This window comes from Glaciimonas sp. OK215, from assembly GCF_057787885.1.
Genome location: NZ_CM173544.1, coordinates 1,945,657 through 1,964,151, shown reverse-complemented (window position 1 = coordinate 1,964,151; position 18,495 = coordinate 1,945,657). Strand labels below are relative to the sequence as shown.

The 18,495-nt window shown below is 59.2% G+C and carries 14 protein-coding genes and 3 pseudogenes; 5 read left to right on the top strand and 12 right to left on the bottom strand.

Going from position 1 to position 18,495, the window contains the following annotated elements:
• Positions 1 to 65: 65 nt before the first annotated feature.
• The 3 genes from AC3CHX_RS08830 to AC3CHX_RS08820 all read right to left on the bottom strand — a co-directional run bounded on the left by AC3CHX_RS08830 (position 66) and on the right by AC3CHX_RS08820 (position 4,165).
• On the bottom strand, positions 66 to 1,445 hold the full coding sequence (locus AC3CHX_RS08830) for a DUF1329 domain-containing protein (protein WP_488643664.1): 1,380 nt from the start codon (positions 1,443 to 1,445) through the stop codon (positions 66 to 68).
• Positions 1,446 to 1,458: 13 nt separating this feature from the next.
• On the bottom strand, positions 1,459 to 3,177 hold the full coding sequence (locus tag AC3CHX_RS08825; protein ID WP_488643663.1) for a DUF1302 domain-containing protein: 1,719 nt from the start codon (positions 3,175 to 3,177) through the stop codon (positions 1,459 to 1,461).
• Positions 3,178 to 3,352: 175 nt separating this feature from the next.
• A complete protein-coding gene (locus tag AC3CHX_RS08820; RefSeq protein ID WP_488643662.1) occupies positions 3,353 to 4,165 on the bottom strand; it encodes an SDR family oxidoreductase in 813 nt (270 codons plus the stop codon).
• A gap of 127 nt (positions 4,166 to 4,292) precedes the next feature.
• Here AC3CHX_RS08820 and AC3CHX_RS08815 point away from each other — a divergent pair, with 127 nt between their 5' ends.
• Together AC3CHX_RS08815 and AC3CHX_RS08810 are read left to right on the top strand one after the other, a co-directional pair.
• A complete protein-coding gene (locus tag AC3CHX_RS08815; RefSeq protein ID WP_488643661.1) occupies positions 4,293 to 5,129 on the top strand; it encodes an alpha/beta fold hydrolase in 837 nt (278 codons plus the stop codon).
• A complete protein-coding gene (locus tag AC3CHX_RS08810) occupies positions 5,126 to 5,545 on the top strand; it encodes a nuclear transport factor 2 family protein (RefSeq protein ID WP_488643660.1) in 420 nt (139 codons plus the stop codon). The genes AC3CHX_RS08815 and AC3CHX_RS08810 overlap by 4 nt, the downstream gene beginning before the upstream one ends.
• A 42-nt stretch (positions 5,546 to 5,587) precedes the next feature.
• Here the strand turns inward: AC3CHX_RS08810 and AC3CHX_RS08805 are convergent, their stop codons facing one another.
• Positions 5,588 to 6,742 carry a helix-turn-helix transcriptional regulator gene (locus AC3CHX_RS08805; protein ID WP_488643659.1) on the bottom strand — a complete coding sequence of 385 codons (1,155 nt, stop codon included), beginning with the start codon at positions 6,740 to 6,742 and terminating at the stop codon, positions 5,588 to 5,590.
• Between the two features lie 72 nt (positions 6,743 to 6,814).
• A pseudogene (locus AC3CHX_RS08800) lies at positions 6,815 to 7,009 on the bottom strand (3-ketosteroid-9-alpha-hydroxylase); the annotation flags it as partial.
• A 152-nt stretch (positions 7,010 to 7,161) separates the two neighbouring features.
• Between AC3CHX_RS08800 and AC3CHX_RS08795 the strand changes: the two are divergent.
• From AC3CHX_RS08795 to AC3CHX_RS08785, 3 genes are all read left to right on the top strand, one after another.
• Entirely contained in the window at positions 7,162 to 7,962 is an 801-nt protein-coding gene (locus AC3CHX_RS08795) for an SDR family NAD(P)-dependent oxidoreductase (protein ID WP_488643658.1), read from the top strand.
• Positions 7,963 to 7,997: 35 nt separating this feature from the next.
• Positions 7,998 to 8,933 (top strand): alpha/beta hydrolase, encoded by a 936-nt coding sequence (locus tag AC3CHX_RS08790; protein WP_488643657.1) that lies wholly within the window; start codon positions 7,998 to 8,000, stop codon positions 8,931 to 8,933.
• A gap of 187 nt (positions 8,934 to 9,120) precedes the next feature.
• Positions 9,121 to 9,396: a hypothetical protein gene (locus AC3CHX_RS08785; protein ID WP_488643656.1), complete on the top strand. Its 276-nt coding sequence runs from the start codon at positions 9,121 to 9,123 to the stop codon at positions 9,394 to 9,396.
• Between the two features lie 77 nt (positions 9,397 to 9,473).
• On the opposite strand, the gene AC3CHX_RS08780 is transcribed toward AC3CHX_RS08785, so the two are convergent.
• The 7 genes and pseudogenes from AC3CHX_RS08780 to AC3CHX_RS08750 form a co-directional block, all read right to left on the bottom strand.
• On the bottom strand, positions 9,474 to 10,673 hold the full coding sequence (locus AC3CHX_RS08780) for an AAA family ATPase (protein WP_488643655.1): 1,200 nt from the start codon (positions 10,671 to 10,673) through the stop codon (positions 9,474 to 9,476).
• A gap of 66 nt (positions 10,674 to 10,739) precedes the next feature.
• Positions 10,740 to 12,518, bottom strand: a complete 1,779-nt coding sequence (locus tag AC3CHX_RS08775) for an FAD-dependent oxidoreductase (protein ID WP_488644773.1) — start codon at positions 12,516 to 12,518, stop codon at positions 10,740 to 10,742.
• 23 nt (positions 12,519 to 12,541) lie between these two features.
• Entirely contained in the window at positions 12,542 to 14,929 is a 2,388-nt protein-coding gene (locus AC3CHX_RS08770) for an efflux RND transporter permease subunit (protein ID WP_488643654.1), read from the bottom strand.
• A 66-nt stretch (positions 14,930 to 14,995) separates the two neighbouring features.
• The gene (locus AC3CHX_RS08765; RefSeq protein ID WP_488643653.1) at positions 14,996 to 15,955 is read right to left on the bottom strand and encodes a WD40/YVTN/BNR-like repeat-containing protein; all 960 of its coding nucleotides are present in this window, start codon (positions 15,953 to 15,955) and stop codon (positions 14,996 to 14,998) included.
• 99 nt (positions 15,956 to 16,054) lie between these two features.
• A pseudogene (locus AC3CHX_RS08760) lies at positions 16,055 to 16,174 on the bottom strand (SDR family oxidoreductase); the annotation flags it as partial.
• Positions 16,171 to 17,307: an acyl-CoA dehydrogenase family protein gene (locus tag AC3CHX_RS08755; protein WP_488644772.1), complete on the bottom strand. Its 1,137-nt coding sequence runs from the start codon at positions 17,305 to 17,307 to the stop codon at positions 16,171 to 16,173. The gene AC3CHX_RS08755 and the pseudogene AC3CHX_RS08760, both read right to left, overlap by 4 nt.
• Before the next feature lie 102 nt (positions 17,308 to 17,409).
• Positions 17,410 to 18,492: pseudogene (locus AC3CHX_RS08750) on the bottom strand (acyl-CoA dehydrogenase family protein); the annotation flags it as partial.
• Positions 18,493 to 18,495 lie beyond the last annotated feature (3 nt).

Sequence of the window (18,495 nt, the reverse complement as noted above, 5' to 3'; positions counted from 1 at the left end):
CTACTGTAAAACGCCGACCCAGGGGCCGGCGTCGTGATGCTGTTACTGCTGCTGAGATTGGAATATCACAGCCCGGCCTGTCTTGCCGCGTCAGGCGTGTAATCGGACGCCTTCAATTCACCGGTATTGATTTTCGCAGGCTTTGGCTGTTCATTGGCCAGCCGGTCTGCCAGGTAGGCTCCCGACTGCAAATCGTGGTACAGCGCAACCCGCACGTGGTAGGCCTGCAGCTCATAGGCATACACCAGGTTCACCATGGCGACACGCCAGAGTTGGCCGCGGGCATCGTAGTTATCCGCCATGACCGCGTTCCAGCTGTCCTCATCCACGTACATGATGCGCTTCGCATATTGGTGCCGCACGCCTTGCTTGACGCTTCCTTCCAGCACCCAGACCCGATGCAATTCATAACGCATCAAGTCTGGATTGATATGGCCTTTGGTCAGCATCTCGGCATACTTCAACTTCGGATCGTCCAGCTTGTTGCCATGATAAGGAATGTAGATTTCCTTTTTGCCTAGCGTTTTCCAGTCATAACGCTCGGGCGAACCATTGAACAGCCGATCATCGTCGACGGTACGGAACCCGCCTGCGCCATTCGGCATGTCGAAGCCGAAACTCGGCAACTGCCGCACCCGCCGGGTGCCCGGGTTGTACTGCCAGGCTTGCCGCGGATGGTTGGCAAAGTCGGTGGTTTCATTGCCGACGATGATGGTGCCCTTTTCACGCTCCGGCACCAGTGTGGTGACGTTGAAATAGTTCGAAGGACCGCTGGCGTCTTTGCGATCGACGCCCAGGTTGTTTTTCGGCGCCAGTATTTTGTAGCTGACCCGGCCCCATGCGACATTCCCGTCCGGGTACACGACGGCCTGATCGTAGGTCGCGATTTCATTCGAGGCGCGATATACCGTCTGGGTATTCCACAGCAGCTCGATACCCGATTTCGGCAGCGGGAAAGCCGGACCGCCAAACGCGGCCTTCAAGTCCAGGCCGCCGTCAGCCAGTTCCGCTGTCGCCGCATTTTCCTTGACGTTGGCAAGCACCTTGTCGGGGTAACGAAAATCGCGGTGACTTGGATACACCGGCATGCGGAAAGTCGCCGGGTATTTCTTGAACATGGCTTTTTCGCCGTCGCTCAGGCGCTCCGCATACTGCGCCATATTTTGTGCAGTAATCGTAAACAAAGGCTTCTCGTTGGGGTAAGGATCGGGATAAATCTTACCGGTACCGGAAAAATTCACTCCCGGCGGCGCACCCAGCCATTTGCCCGAATAAGCCGGGATGCTGCCATCCTTGTTGCCCTCCCGTTCTGCGCCCATCGGCGTGAGTGTTGTTCCCAACGATTTGATTTCTTCCGCAGTGGCTTTGGCCCAGGATGGATTCACCATGACCAACGCGCCGATCGATACCGCGGACAGCGCGACTTTGTGTATAAACGTTTTCATCTAATCCTCTTTATCAGAATGTGTACTTGACGTTGACAGTCATATAATCGCGATCAGCCAGCGGTCGAAACGTTGCGTCGGCACCGCCGAGATAGGCGTTGTAGGCAAGGCCTACTTCGAGATTGCTCAGATACTTGAAGGTGGTACCGACGCTCAGGCGCGTGTCGCCCTTCCCGGTCAGACTGCCGAAACTCCCGGCCACGCCAGGCTTGCCATTGACCAGTTGCTGAAACGTAATCGGCACCGCCATATCCCAGCCGTTGAACACGTTGTTGTAGTTCAGCGTCCAGGCCAGGGTGTAGCCCCAGGACGACTTGGTGTTGGTCAGTTGATTGAATTGCGCGCCTCCCATGGCGACTGAATCGACGCTCAACACCTGATGCAGCGCGACTTCACCGACCAGCGTCATGGAATCCGCAAGCGGCGTTTTTTCAATCGACTTGATCGCCGAGACTTGCCCCTGCCAGGATTTGGAGCGCGTTGCGGTCGGGCCCGCCGGCGCATTCACCAGCACCGGCGCACCATCGCGATAACTGATTTCGCCAGCCACGTTGACACCTTCCAGCTGAGTCGAAAAGCTGGCGCCGGCCAATTTGATATTGTCGAAATACTTTACCTGATAGCTGATCGGCAGATTCTGAAATGCAGCAGGGAGCACGGCCGAAGTAATCGGCGGGATGCCGGCACTTCCCGGATACAGCGTTGCAATCCCGAAATTGGTCACGACGCTTGGATTCTTGTCGTGGTAATGCAGGTAATACAGGCCATACTCGGTTTTCTCATCCAGCCGAAAGCGGGTGCCGATGCCCCACTCGCCGCTGTTTTTCGGCTTGATGTCGGGGCCGCGCATGGCGGTCAACGCCTTGGGCAGACCGGGTAAACCAGCAGTCGCTGGATTCGCCAGCAAAGGATTTGCCAGCGTATAAATCCGGTCGGCGCCAGGGCCGATCATGTCCGCCGTACTGAAATAATCGCCCGCAGGAGACAGCTCGGTGGGCTTGTATTGGTACTGGTAATAACCCAGCAAACTCACCTGGCTATTGATGGCCCACTGCGCTGAAACTTGCCCGGTCGGCAACAGGATATCCTTAACTTCCGCTCCCGGCACGTTGGCTTTGGTCGCGTCGGCAGGCGCCTGCGCCCCGGCGATATTCGGGAAATACAAAGCTTCGCCCCATTGCACCAGTTGCTGGCCGGCCCGCATATTCAGCTTGCTGCCGCCCAGATTGAAATCGCCGTAGGCATACGCATCGAGCAAACGCGCACGCTGTCCATCATAGTCGCGGGCGCCGTCGGTAAACTGGTTGTTGGGACCGGATTTGTTCACGGTACCGGGAGAATTGTTGGCATTATGGGTGTTGTACACATCGTCGTAAAACATGCTGCCGCGCGCAAAGAAGCCGAGATTGTCGTGCTTCAGATTGCCTTCCAGCAGGGCACTGATCCGGTTAGCCGTCAGACTGCCTTTCTTGAAATTGCGATCGCCGTCGTCACCGTTGATGGTCGACGGCAAACCGGAGGCGCCCACCGGACCGTTGATGATGGCGTCCGAGGGGGATTTGGTACGCACGCCGACTCCATAATCAATGGTCGCGGCATAATCAAGGGTGGTGTTATCTCCCAATTGCACGGTGCTGCCTGCCAGCGCCGATTGCGCACAGGCAATCAACAGCGCCGCCTCTGTGAAACGCCGCATTTTCTTCGGCTTCTGGGCCGCTCGCATACTCTTCATAACCCTGGTCTCCACACTTTGTTATTTGACTGCACCCGGCTTTTTGATCGCCTCTTTTTTCCGACGCCTGCACGCACAATGGATAATTCGCTGCGCTGATTCAGTGTCATTTTTTGAGGCGCTTCCTACATCGTTTAAACGGACTACATTTTTCAACATAGTCGTTTTCGGTCGTTTAAAAATCGCCCGAGACGAAAGGCGCTACCTGCCGATGGCTGTGCTGCACGTTGGCGGCAGCCAGAAAAGCGGGGCTTTCGCCGCCGCCATCCAGCACCAGATTGGTGCCGGTGGCATACGCCGCGGCCGGCGACGCAAGGAACAGACAAGCGGCGGAAATGTCCTGCGGCGCTGCCAGCCGGCCGAGCGGAATGGTGGCACTGATGGCCGCCAGACCGTCTGCATCGCCATAGTGCTGATGCGATTCTTCCGTCAACACCAGGCCCGGACTCAGCGCCACCACCCGCACCTTGGGCGCCCACTCGATGGCAAGCGAACGTACCAGGCTCAGCACGCCGGCTTTGGCTGCGCCGTAGACCGCAGTACCCGGCGACGGTCGCAAGGCGCTGACGCTGGCGATGAAGAGAATCACGCCGCCACCCTGCTCTTGCATGATGGCGTTGGCGCGTTGCGCCAGATCCAGCGGCGCGCTCAGATTCAGGCTGATGATCGCCTCGTTGAAGCGCGCCGAGGCATCGGCCGCCATCACATGCGGACTGCCTCCGGCATTGTTGACCAGCACGTCGAGACGTCCGAAGCGCTCCTTGAAGGTTGCGAAAACTTCCGTGATTTGGGCGCCATTGCGCACGTCGGCAGCAAAGAACAGCGCCGCGTTATTACCAACTTGTATCGGTTGCAACGGCGCCTGACGCCCGCAAATTGCAACGATGGCGCCTTGCGCCAGGAACGCTTCGGCAATGCTGCGGCCGATGCCTCGGGTGCCCCCGGTGACCAGTACCACCTTGCCAGCGTAGTCATTTGAGCTATTCATTCAGACCTCCCATGGAAAGTTTGAATAGTAAGCAAATGCGCTGCGCAATACATAGTCTGAAAAGACGATGTAGCGACATGCCGGATTGGTCATGATCCAATCATCATTGGCAACCGGAGACCCCTACATGACCCACACTTCCTCCATTCCGTTTGGCCGACAAGCCGTCCTGGCAAGCGGCTTGACGATGCATTATCACGACGCTGGCGACGGCGACGAGATCGTTGTCTTCCTGCATGGCAGCGGGCCGGGCGCCAGCGGATTCAGCAATTTCAAGCACAACTATCCAGTCTTCGCAGAGCACGGCCATCGCGTCATCGTCCCTGATCTCCCTGGCTACGGGCTCTCTTCCAAGCCGGAAGCGGAGGAATACGTGCTAGATTTTTTTGTCACGGCGCTCCATCAGTTTCTGCAGGAAATCGGCGTGGGCCGTTGCGCCCTGGTAGGCAATTCGCTGGGCGGTGCGATTGCGCTGAAATACGCGCTGGACTACCCGCAAGAAATCACCAAACTGGTGTTGATGGCACCCGGCGGCGTGGAAGAACGCGAGACGTATTTCCGCATGGAGGGCATCCAGAAGATGATGTCGCTGTTCACCGGACGTCAGCTCAACGCCGTTACCATGCGCGAGCTCATGTCGTTGCTGGTATTTGACACGACGCATATCACGGATCAGCTGATCGCCGAGCGCCTCCCGATCTGCGACACGCAACCGACCACGGTGCTGTCGACCATGCGGGTACCCAACTTAACCGAGCGACTGAGCGAGATTACCTGTCCGGTATTGGGTTTCTGGGGGAGCGACGACAAATTCAATCCGGTCTCGGGCGCCATGAAACTTATGCAGCATTGTCGCGATGCGCGCTTCCTGCTGATCAATCGTTGCGGACACTGGGTGATGGTGGAACATCGCGAGACCTTTAATCGGATGTGCCTGGAATTTTTACGGAGAAACATATCTTGATCAAGACCATGATGCAGCAGTTGTTGCACACCATTCAGTCGGACCTGGCGCCTGAACAGGTGACGGCCGCGGTAAACAGCTACCTGGAGAGCTGGCGCAATGGCGATAGCCAGGCGCGCGCCGCCTTGTTCGCCGAGAATGCCGTGGTCGAAGATCCGGTTGGCGCGCCCGCCATCCAGGGCCGGTCCGCCCTGCTCGCGTTCTGGCAGCGCGCTGCCGCTTATCCCACCAGGTTCGATCCAACACTGGAGAGTATCCTGGTGTGCGGTAACGAGGCGATCGTGAAATTTTCGATGCACATGGACGTGGTCGGGATTGCCAGCGGCACGCTGCACATCATCGAGAATTTCAGACTGGATAAATCCGGGAAAATCGCGCAGTTGCGGGCATTCTGGGATGAAAATTCGGTGTCGTAAGAGTGGCTTGTCCGGGTCGGAAATTTGCGGTGCAGTGCGCTCCTACGCATCGCGGATTCCCATTGTCGCCACACTATTGAGCAGTATCCGCACCAGCTCGGTCTGGCGCGTGACATCCGTCTTGGAGAAAATCGCACGTAGATGCGCGCGTGCGGTATTGCGCCGGATTCCCAGTTCTATAGCGGCATCTTCAAGCGACAAGCCGTTCGCCAATTGCATCGCCAGGTTCGTCTCTGCAGGCGTAAAGTTGAACAGCTGGCGCACTATTTCATGGGGCGCCTCCGCCTTGTGCTCGGGATCGCGGATATAGATAATTGCCGCAGGACGGGTTTTCCCTTCCGACCATTCGCTCGGCGGCACGCTATGCACTACCACGCCGAGATTGCGCTTGCCGGAATTGCGGATCACTGAAATGGCATCCGCCACCGTCGCCACCTTTTGATTGCCATGGCGGCCTAACGCCCCTTTTATCAACCGTTGCAATTCCCGATTGTCGGCTGCATGGGTGGCGTGCGGCATGTTATTGACAATCCGTATCCCATCGCCGGCCTGTAAAATCGCATCGGCCTGACGATTGGTTTGCAACACGCGGCCATGCTGGTCAAGCATGACGGTGCCCACCATCAAGCGATCCATCGCGCCTGCGTACAGCTTGCGTTCGGATTCAACCAGATCCAGTTTTCCGTGCAAGGTGACCGCGCGTTTAAAGTGCGGCAACAGCATGCTGCAAAGCGCCTTGTCGCGGGCGGAAAAATCCGGCACATCGCGCGGTCGACAGACGCGCAGGCGGCACTCGCCGCCATCCGCCATGACGATATCCGCCCCCATCAGGCGGTGCACATTCACCGGATACAGAAACTCTTGATAGAACGGCGTCTGTACCCAGCGCGCCTCGTCAAGGATCTCGTTAATGGTCACCACTTTGTCCGACGGCAACCCGACAAACGGGTCCAGCGCGTAAAAATGGCTGTTATACGAAATATTGGTTTCTATCGTGTGATCGCCGACGGTGATCATCAGTCCATGATCGCCGGCGCGCGGCGGACGCAGGATCAACGTGACGTAATTGGCCGCGAACTCCTCCCGCATCCGGAGCATGCATTTTTGCCAGGGAATCGACTCCAGAAGGCCGTCATAGACCGCGCCAACCAATTCACTGAAAGTCTCCAACGGAAAAATTGCTGTCGCATTTTTCATATTTATAGTATCCGCATAAAACAAGATCCAGACAGCGTCCGGACCATTTATAGCTTTCGCCGAAATACCCGATCAGGCAGCGCGATAAAACTGTTCATACCACGCTCGCAATTGATTGACGGGGCCATCTGCCTGACCCAATACCGGACTGGCAAGTCGCGTCTTATTGTGCCAGATTCCGACACCCTGATAAAAGGCTTCTTGCGCCAATTCGAGGGTTCGAATAACGGCTTCTTTGTTTTGCTTTTGGCTGAGCCCCGGGAGTTTCCGTAGTGCAACCCATTGATTGCTTTATTCAGCTTCGGCACGGGACAAAGTACGTGCCTTACGGCCGCATTGCATCGTCCTTACGGACGATGCAGAACAGCCCTGCTAACCGGATAGTCGCGGCATAACCCATTCTAAATTGGAGAATTTCCATGTCGCCTTCATCGCCTTGCGCCGTCATCACCGGTGCCGCCAGCGGAATAGGACGGGCAATCGCGTACGCCCTGGCGAATCGCAACATCAGCAACCTGGTGCTGGCAGATATCGATCATGACGGCCTGCAGCAAAGCGCCGCACACATTGCAAAAACGGCACCCTCCGTCAACACCTTGATACGCAAGACAGATTTGTCCAGGCCGGCAGACATTGCGACCCTGAGCGAGCAGGCGTTCGGCACTTTCGGCCGGGTCGACTGGCTGTATAACTGTGCCGGTACGCTGGTCAGCGGCCGCAGCTGGGAACTGGACGAGACGCAATGGGCGCAGGTACTGGATATCAATCTGTGGAGCGCGATTCGGACCGCGCGCGCGTTTGTACCGCGTCTGATCGCGCAAGGTTCCGGTCACATTATCAACATCGCATCGTTAGCCGGATTGCTGGTCGGCCCCTGGCTGGCGCCTTACACCGTGTCCAAGCACGGCATGGTGGCCTTGAGCGACACCATGCAGCAGGAATTTACGGCGCTCAAGCTGCCGCTGAAAATGTCGATTGTCTGCCCGGGTCCGGTGAATACCGGCATCTGCCGCAACGTCCCGCCGGCAGACGGCGACCGGCAGCTCGCTGACAGCAACGATTTTTTACGCGACACGATCAGCGCCGGAATGACGGCGGACGAACTGGCCGAGATCGTTCTGGCCGGAGTTGACGCCGGGAAACTCTGGATTTATCCACACGCCGCGATGCTCAAGGCGGCACTCAGGCAGAGGATGGAAGCGCTGCTTGCAGTTGCTTAAGCGCCCGTCCTCCCACCATTTTCCTTGGAGCAACAATGACCATTGATCCGCAAGCTCAGGCGATTCTATCGATGTTCGCCGGCATTCCCGAACCCGACTATGCAACATTGCAGGCCACAGACTATCGCGCCATGGTGGTCCGACAACAGTTACCGCCGCTGACTGAGCCGGTGTCGAAGATGACCGATCACGTGATCGCCGGTCCCGGCGGCCCGCTGACGCTGCGCCTGTACCACCCAGACCGGGACAGTACGCTGCCGGCAATTGTTTTCCTGCATGGCGGCGGCTGGGTTTCTTGCGGTCTCGACTCGCATGACAATTTGTGCCGACGGCTGGCGAATCTGAGCGACTGTGCGGTGGTCGCAGTCGATTACCGGCTGGCACCGGAAGCGCCATTCCCCGCAGCGCTCAACGATGCCTGCGCCGCATTGCGATGGGTGCATGGGCAAGCCAGACAACTCAACATCGATCCGCACCGTTTGGCGGTCTGCGGAGACAGCGCCGGCGGCAATCTGGCCGTTGCCTGTACCTTGCTGGCACGCGACCCGGCCGAGAACCTGCCGCACCTGTCGCACCAGTTGCTGTTTTACCCGGTAATTGACGCCGCCTGCGATAGCGCATCGTTCGACACCTACGCCACCGGCTATCTGCTCACGCGCGACATGATGCGCTGGTTCTGGCAGCAATATCTGCCGCACCCGGCAGACCGCGACGATGCCCTTGCCGTGCCTGCCCGGGCCGAAAACCTGGCCGGACTGCCAAGTGCCACCATCGTCACCGCGGAATGCGATCCGCTGTCCGACGAAGCGGCCGCCTATGCAAAACGCCTGCGACAAGCCGGGGTTCCGGTCCAACTCAAAAACTGGGACGGCGTGTTTCACGGTTTCGTCAGCATGGTGGGCATGCTGCGCGCGGCAGATGAGGCGCTGGAACTGGGCGCCAGGGCGGTCCGTCAGGCACTCCGCGTATAGGAATGTCCGGTGGTAGGCGCGGGTGCCATTTCAACAATATAAAAATAGGTGCATCCGTAGTCTGTTTGGACGAGGTCACGGGCAGTGAATATGTGGAAGATGGAGTTGGAAAAAGCTAAAAAGCACGGAAAAAACCGGCAAATAACTAGTTTCCGGCACGCAACGCCGGGAAACACAGGAGACAAGCATGAACTACCGCAGCGCGCGCCGGACTGGACCCGAAAAATTTCAGGGCCGGGAAAGCTTGGTCATAGCAAGAAAAACGCCATCCCGGAATGCCAACGGGAAATCCGCAAGATTATTCCAGAAAATCGGCTATCTCCTGTTCATTCTGGCGGGAGCGGGTGGACTGGCTTTAGCCATGCACCAGTCGGGGGCAGCGCCGGAACCGTCGCAGGGTGAAGTCGTTTACTCCACCTTTCGCGGGGATGTCTGGGCCATGCTGCAGCGACAGGGAGGATAAGGGCAATGCAGGCAAGGTGGATGTCTCGCCTCACCCATCGATGCGGCTGCCCGGCAATGCTGACTGGGCTCCTCGCATCATGCGACGCCATTTTTCCAGTCATCCCCGGGCATGATCCGTTGCATGAACTCGTCGAACAACGGCACGGTGAAAGCTGTGTCGCCATGAGTCGGGCTCCAAATCATGCCTTTCAGGATCAAATTGTTTCGGGTCGGTCCAAATGATTGGACGGATCGCCCGAGTTGAACTGCGATGTCACCTGATCTATGCGGGCCCGGCCCTAACTCAGCCATGGCACGCAGATATCTCTTCTCACTTGGCGTGAGCCGGTCGAAGCGAACGCGGAAAAAGCTCTCATCGAGAGCTGCAACGGCTTCTTGCGAAGCGTTAGCTACATCCGTCTCCGTGATAGGGCTCTCGGGCGCAATATCCCAAGCGTGTTTTCCCCACTCCTGCAGAAAGTATGGATATCCCTTGGTTTTCGCGACAATGAGATCGACTGCTTCATCCAGTACTTCAACCCCTTCTTTTTCCGCGGGCTTGACGATCGCCTCCTTGGCATCATTTTTGTCTAATGGCCCGATCTCGGGAAAGTCGAAAAGACGCTCGGCATAGGATTTAGCCTCGCCCATCCGGCCTCTAAGCTGAGGAAGGCCAGCCCCTACAACAGTCACCGGAAGTTGACTCTGCGAGCAACGGTGGAGGGCTGAGATCAGTGCAGCCAGCTGAGTTTCGGGAACATATTGAAGCTCGTCAATGAAGATAACTAAAACGGTTTTAGCTTCCCGCGCAGCTATACCAACCTGCTCCAGCAACGCGGTCAGATCCCCTTCGAGATCTCCGTTGTCGGCCAAGCCAGGCTCAGACTCGTAATCCAGGCCAACCTCAATGTCGGAATAGGTGACCTTCAGTTTGCGAGCAAAGCCTGTCAGCGCCCTCAGGCCTCTGATCGCATAATCCTTTGCGGCTGCGATCCGGCTCAGTCGGAGTAGGGCGAGTCGAAGCTGAGGGGCAAGAAGCGCTGGAAGCGAACGACTTTCGGGGGCTTCGATCCGGATGGTATGAACGCCACTTTTTTCTGCATCGTTCCGCATGCGATCAAGCAGCACTGTTTTTCCTACCCCGCGCAGGCCAACCATCATGACGCTCTTGGTTTGCTTGCCGTGCCGCAGTCGTTCGATGCACACCCTGACGCGTTCTCTTACCGTGCTGCGACCAGCCAGTTCAGGAGGCGGGCTACCGGCGCCAGGGGCATAAGGATTAAGAATAGGATCCATGGATATACCAAAGTTAGTGAGTTTATGTATTTTACATAAACTCACTAACTTTGGTAAATTTCCTGGCTAATCCAGGTAATTTTTACACTGAGCTGCCTCTGAAATTCCGTCTTCCACAGTCTGGGATGCAATATGATCTGCGGCCAGCATGCCAAACACCATCGCCGGGCCGATGGTCGCGCCGGCGCCGGGATAGGTCGTTCCCATGACCGCTGCGCTGCAATTGCCGATCGCATACAAGCCGGGAATCGCGGTCCCGTCATGCTGCTGAACCCGGGCGTTGGCATCGGTCAGTAAACCGCCTTTGGTCCCGATGTCGCCCGGGACCAGTTTCAGTGCGTAGTACGGCGCCTGCATGATGGGTGCCAGACAGGGATTGGGCTTGACGTTGATGTCGCCGTAGTAGGTATCGAAGACGTTGTCGCCCTTTCCAAACTCGGTGTCGACACCGCTTGCGGCGGCGCTGTTCATGCGTGCGACGCTGCCGCGCAGGCCGCCGGCATCCACGCCGATCCTGAGCGCAAGCTCCTCCAGCGTGTCGGCGCAATGAAGAATCTCGCGCAATGGCGGCGGCAGGCGGCTGTCAGGCATTATCGATCCGGGCAAAATCGGGCCGCAAGGATAATTCTTGCGGAACCGCGCATCGAATATGATCCAGGCCGGAATCGTGCCGCCGCCCTCGGCATGCCGGCGGTACATGGTCCGGACGAATTCCGTGTAGGCCAGATTTTCGTTCAGGAACCGCTGCCCCTGCGCATTCACAATCAGGCATCCCGGCAATGAGCGCTCGACAAAAATCGGATGTGTTTGCGGCTTGCCGGGAATTTCTACGGCCGGCACACCCCACAGGTGCTCCATCAATGCCACTTTGGCGCCGACCGCCTGGCCGGCCCGGATCGCATCGCCGGTATTCGCATGCGGCGGCGTCACGCTCCATTCGATGCGGCTCGGCTGCGGTAAATATTGATCGCGCATTTCCTGGTTCCATTCGAATCCGCCGGCCCCGAGAATCACGCCCTTGCGCGCTGCGATCCGAAGCGCTGCGCCGTTGCGCTCGACGATGACGCCTGCAATCCGGCCGTCCTCCTGTACCAGTTGTGTCAATGGCGTGTTCAACCACAACGGAATCTTCCGATCCTGCATGGAGCTGCGCAGACCGGCGACCAGCGCAGCGCCCAGCGTCATGCGCCGGTCCGACTTCGAGCGCAGGCGCCAGCGCAGATCCAGCGCATACCGCACACCGATCCGCGCCAGGATCTTCATCCAGCCGGGATGTTTGCCGAGTATCTCGCGCGCCTCGGTCTGGGTCATCGATAAGCGCCCTGCAACCAGCGTGGCCGCCAGCGGTGGACGCTGCACGGCGTGATCCGCCCCCAGTTTGCGGGCGTCGAACGGGACCGGATCAAGCGAGCGATGCCCCGGTTTGGCGGACGCCGCATGCTGAAAATAATCGGCATACTCAGGTAAGGTGACAAACCGTACCCGGGTCTTGTCGTGCAGATACGCGACCATGCGCGGTCCGGCTTGCAGGTAGGCGCGCACCCGCGACTCGGACATATCCGGCCCGATGCAGGCCCGCACATACGCCAGCGCCTCATCCAGGCTGTCTGCGGCACCGGCCGCCTGTGCCAGCGGATTGCACGGGATCCATATCCCGCCGCCCGAGATGGCCGTGGTGCCGCCATACAGCGCACATTTTTCCAGCACCAGCACCGACATGCCATGGTCCGCGGCACGGCAGGCGGCAAGCATCGCGCCGCCGCCGGAGCCCACCACAATCACGTCGTATTCGTGCTCCGCTGTTGCCTGCGTTGTTGCCAGCGTTATGGCCTGACGCGTATTCATTCGAGAGCTGGAAGACATATTATTTACCCTTGCAAGGTGGCGGCGCGGACCACCGCGCTAACGCTTTTTTTGGGAGACCGCCTAGCCAGCAGGCCGGCTGCCAGCGCAGGCAACAGGAAAATCGAACCCAGCACATTGACCAGGAACATGAAGGCCAGCAACAACCCCATATCGGCCTGAAATTTGAGTGCCGAGAAAGCCCAGGTACCGACACCGAGCGACATGGTCACGGCGGTAAACAATGCCGCGGTGCCGCGTTGCCGCATGGCCTCATAAAACGCCAGCCGGAATGCCTGGCCTTCGACTTGCATCTGATGCTGGATCCGTTCGTACAAATAAATGCCGTAATCGACCCCGACCCCGACTCCCAGCGCGATCACCGGCAAGGTCGACACCTTGAGCCCTACCCCCAACAGCGGCATCAAGGCATTGCACAGGATCGACACCAACGCCAATGGCACGATGATGCACAGCACCGCCTGCCAGGAGCGGAAGGTGATCAGGCACAGCAGCGTAATCGCCGCAAAGATCGACAGCAGCATGCCTACCTCGGCCTGCTCCACCGCCTCATTGGTGGCCGCCATCACGCCGACATCGCCGCTGGCCAGCTGGAACCTGACCGGCGATTTCTCCTGCGCGATAAAACGTTTGATCTCGCCGATCACATGCGCAATCGTGGTGCCCTCGTGATTGTCGGTGTAAATCAGGACCTGGATCGCCTTGCAGTCTTCGGAATTCATGCCGTAGTCCGGGTTGAAACTGCCCGACCCCTGCCCCAATCCCTGACTGCTGCGCGGCAATGCCTGCCAGCGCGGATTGCCCTCATTAAAGGCCGCTATGGTTACTTTCGCCTGCGATGGCACGCTGACGACGGACTGGACACCGGCGACACCGCGCAGGAATATTTCGAAGCGTTCGATACTGCTCATGACCGGATACTGCAGGCAGGCATCGCCGCTTTCGCGGGTCTCGGCGATCACCGACAACACATCGACGCCGACGTTGTATTGCCTGGTAATGGCGGCGTTATCACGGTTATAACGCGAATTTTCCCGCAGTTCGGGTACGCCGTTGCCGATATCCCCGACTTTCAAATGACGCGCGCCAAACGCTCCCAGCACCAGCAAGCCGGCGCTCAACAACATCACCAGCAAGGCGACGCGCGGTTCGGCGGCAGACGATAGCGCCCACCAGAACCGGCTGCGCTGTTCGGACGCAAGCTTGACTGCAGACGGCTGCACGCCGGTCGACATATACGACAACAGAATCGGCAAAAACATCTTATTCGTCAGAATCATCAGCAGCACGCCGATGCAGGCCGTCACGCCCAGTTCGCGCACGATATCGATCTTGATAGTCATGATCGCCAGGAACCCGAGCGCGTTGGTCAGCAAGGCCACCGTACCGGGGATGAATAACCTGCGGAATGCTTCCCGCGATGCTTCCCTGGAAGATGCGCCGGCCTGCGCGGCCTGACGCCAGGCGTTCGTCATTTGCACAGCGTGCGACACGCCGATGGAGAAAATCAGGAAGGGCACCAGTATCGACATCGGATCGATGCCGAATCCGATCAGCGGCAATATCCCCAGCAGCCAGATCACCGGCAACAAGGCCACCGCCAGCGCCAATCCGGTCATGCGTGCCGACCGGGTATACAGGAAAAGCAAAGCGGCGGTAATCAGGAACGCGACCCCGAAAAACGACATCACGCCATCGATACCGGCCATCACATCGCCCATCTCCTTGGCAAAGCCGGTGATGTTGATCTCGATATTGTCCTTGCCGTATTTGCTGCGGATCTGTTCCAGTTTGTGTGCAACCTGGACGTAATCCAGCTTTTGGCCGGTGTTCGGATCGACCTCTTGCAACTCCGCCCGGACCATTGCACTCTTCAGATCGTTAGCCACCAGTTGCCCGATTTGTCCGGAACGGGCGACGTTGACCCGCACTGTTTCAAGCTCTTGCGGCTGGCCGGAGAAGCGCGCCGGCACTACCACATCGCCATAGAAACCGGCCTCGGTGACTTCGGTGTAACGCACGTTAGGCGTGAACAGCGACGACACCCGGCTACGCTGAACCCCCGGCAGGAAGAACACATCATCGGTCACCTCACGCAAGGCAGCCAGAAATTGCCTGTTATAGATATCGCCCGCCCCCTTCCAGCGCAAGCTGACGACAATCCGGTTGGCACCGGAAAATTTGCTCGCATACTTCGTGAAAGTCTGCATGTAAGGATGTTGCAAAGGCACGGTTTTGGCGAAGCCGGGATCCAGTCTGACCCGGGTGGCAGAGGCCGCCAGCAGCAAGGTCAGGACAATGAACAGCCACAACAACAGGCGGCGAGAATGCAACAGGAAAGCGGCACAGGAATCGATAAAGGCGGACAAACGTGAATTGGATGACTGACTCATGACGGGACTCTCAACGCAAATGATTCAAAGAAATGGATGCCGTGGAACACGACGCCAGAACGGGCTTCACAGCGCATCCGTAGAAACGCCCGCCTCGCCGCCAATCAACAATTTACCGGGGGCCAGTTCGACCAGACTGGTCAGGCTGGCACGGCCACCGACGCGATGAATCCTGAAACTCTTGCCGGCGTCGCTTGAGACCAGCATCGCCCCGCCCTGGCCGACCAGCACAATGCGCCCGTCCTGCAACCGCAAGCCGCCGAAAAACGAGGTCGGCAAGCCGCTTTCGATGCGCGTCCAGCTAGTGCCAAAATCTTCGGTCCGGAACACATTGCCGCGCATGCCATACACCAGCCAGGTATTCGCAGACAACGCCAGGCCGCCGAACAACGATCCTTTGTAGGGAAGCGTCAATGCTTCCCACTGTGCTCCGCTGTCCGCAGAGCGCTGCAACATGCCGGCCTCGCCGACCAGCAGCAAGCGCCCGCCCTCACCCGCGACCAGCGCATTCACATGACCGTCGGCGATATCCGGCATGGATGCCGGCCTGCTCCAGTGCGCGCCGTCGTCGGTCGAGCGCAGCATTGTGCCGAAACTGCCAACCGCAAACGCCGTGTCGGGATCAATGGAGGAAATGCCCAGCAACGGCTCGGAATGTTTGTCATCGAATCGCACCTGGCGCCAATGCGCGCCGCCATCGTCGGTTTTGACGATCGCGCCGTCGTGGCCGACCGCCAGGCCATGCGAATTGTCGCCGAAGCTGACCTGATTCAAGGTCGATCCGGACTGCGGCGTCACCTCCGCGTCTTGCCAATGGCCGCCCAGGTCATCGCTGAACAAGATATGCCCGCCCTCGCCGACCGCCACCAGACGCTTGCCGGCCTTGGCCATGCCATTGATCTGAAGGCGGTCGGCGCGCACCCGGGTATCCGGGAAAACGGCAAGGGGCCGCGCCGAGAATGCATAGACGGCTGCCGCAGCGACCGCAGCCGACAGCGCAAGACTGGCGAGTCGGATTGATTTCATGATTGTCGTCTCCTGTGTGGTTCGTTGGCCACGTTATATTTTCTTGATGTTGCAAATTACTTATTACATCGCTGCTGCTTACAGCACTTCAAACAACCTGGCAGCACCCATGCCGCCGCCTGCCGCGGCCGTGATCAATACCGACTTGCCTCTCAGCAACTGATGGCCCGCGACGTAAGGCGGTACTGCCGGCGTGTGTTGTTCGGGTGACTGGTTCATGCTTGGCCTCTTGCTTCCTTTGGCATGCCGAGACCGCGCTCGGCGATGATGTTGAGTTGAATTTCGTTGGTGCCGGCGTAAATCGTGTCGGCCCGGGTAAACAAGAACAGGCCCTGCAGGCGCGCATGGCGGAGATCGTCGGCCAGCACCAGATTGCCCTCGGCGCCCAGCACATCCATCGCCAGTTCGCCCAGCGAGCGGTGCCAGTTCGACCAGTAATATTTGTAAATCAGGCTTGCGCGTCCCAGTTGACCGTCGCTGGCGACCGACAGCATCCGCAACGCGTTGTAGCGCATCGTGCGCAAACCGACCCAGGCACGCGCAATCCGAGCGCGCATCAAAGGCTGTTGCAGACTGCCGTTAGCGCGCGCCACGGCGATCACCAGCTCCAGCTCATGCAGAAAATGCATTTGCTGGCCAAGTGTCGACAGGCCGCGTTCAAAACCCAGCAGCGCCACCGCGATCTTCCAGCCGTCGCCCGCTGCGCCCACCACATCGCAGGCCTTCGCGCGCGCGCCGTCAAAGAACACTTCATTGAATTCCGCCGAACCGCTGAGCTGCCGGATCGGCCGGATCTCGACGCCAGCCTGAGCCAGTGGCATCAGCAGAAAAATCAGGCCGCGATTGCCGCGCGAACCGGCTTCGCAGCGCGCCAGCACAAATATCCATTCCGCATCGTGGGCCAGCGAGGTCCATACCTTCTGCCCCGTGACAATCCAGTCGCCGCTGGCCGGATCCTGCACCGCGCGGGTTTGCACGTTCGCCAGATCGGAGCCCGCGTTCGGCTCGGAGTAGCCCTGGCACCACAGCACGCTGCCATTCCGGATACCCGGCAGAAAGCGTTGCTTCTGGTCCTCGCTGCCATACGCGATCAGGGTCGGGCCGATCAATCCTTCGCCGATGTGGCCGACGCGACCCGGACCGCCGGCACGTGCATATTCTTCGTGATAAATGACTTGTTGCGCGATCGACAGGCCTCTGCCGCCGTACTGTTGCGGCCACCCGACGCAACTCCAGCCGGCAGCCGCCAGCGTGCGCTCCCATGCCTTGCGCCCGGCGGGATACGCCTCCTCATCGCCCGGGCCGCCACGATGACGTAAAACGGCAAACTCGCCCTGAAGATTTTCCTGCATCCATTGCGCGAACCCGGCGCGAAAATCTGCGTCGCTGCGCCCCTCCGGGACTGCCGCAGCGTCCGGATGCACATCGCCGCTATCGCACAGCGCCGCGGCTATCCGTGCATGACAAGCCGCATCGTCGCCAAACCACACGCGTGCTGCCTGCGCCCGCTTGAAATACAGCTGCGGGTCGTATTCCCAGGTAAACCCGACGCCGCCATGCAGCTGAATCGCTTCCTGCGCACAAAAGAACAAGGCTTCATTGGCGGCGCTTTTGGCGCACGCGACTTCCAATTGCAAAGCATCCAATCCGGCAGCGGCATGCGCCATCCGTGCGGCCCCATACACCATCGAGCGGGCCGATTCCAGCTTGACCATCATTTCGGCGCAGCGATGCTTGACTGCCTGAAACGACGCAATGACGCGCCCAAACTGGCTCCGCTCGCTGACATAGGCAAGCGTCAGATCGAGACATTGCTGCGCGCTGCCGACCTGTTCCGCGGCCATTGCCAATCCGGCGCATGCCGCGGTCAGGTGCAAGCCGGCCTGCAATTGCTCTGGCTGGTCGATACGCGCGGCGGCTTCCAGCCGCACGTTGTCCAGTGTCAGGCGCGCAATCCGGCGCGTCATGTCCAGCGTTTGCAATGCTGTCACGCCGACGCCGTGCAGCGGCAGGTCCAGCGCGAACATGGCAAAGGACTCCGCTGCATCGGACAGGCGCGCCGGTACCAGCAGCAGATCCGCTTCGGCAGCGCCAAGTACCTGCGCCACGACGCCATGCAATACGTAGCCATCGTCCACCCGCTGCGCCGTCACGGTACAGGCCTCGGCGCGCCATCCGGCCGCCGTCGGCAAGGCCAGCGCAGCGCTGATCCTGCCGCTGGCCAAAGAGGGAAGATAACGCTGCTGCGCCGCTGCATGCGCCGCATATTGCAAGGCATCGGTGGCCAGACAGGCGCTGGCAAGATAGGGCACCGGCGCCAGCCGCCGCCCCAGCTGCTCCATCAGCAAGACGCGCTCGACCTGCGTAAGTGCCATGCCGTCGAAATTTTCCGGAATGGTCAGGCTGCACCAGCCCATCTCCGCGCGGATCGTCCGCCATAAGGCAAGATCGGCACCGTCCTCGCTTTCGATTGCTTTTCTCAAGGCAGCGGAATCGCATTGCTCCGACAGGAAGGCGTCGGCAGCGTCGCGGATCATTTC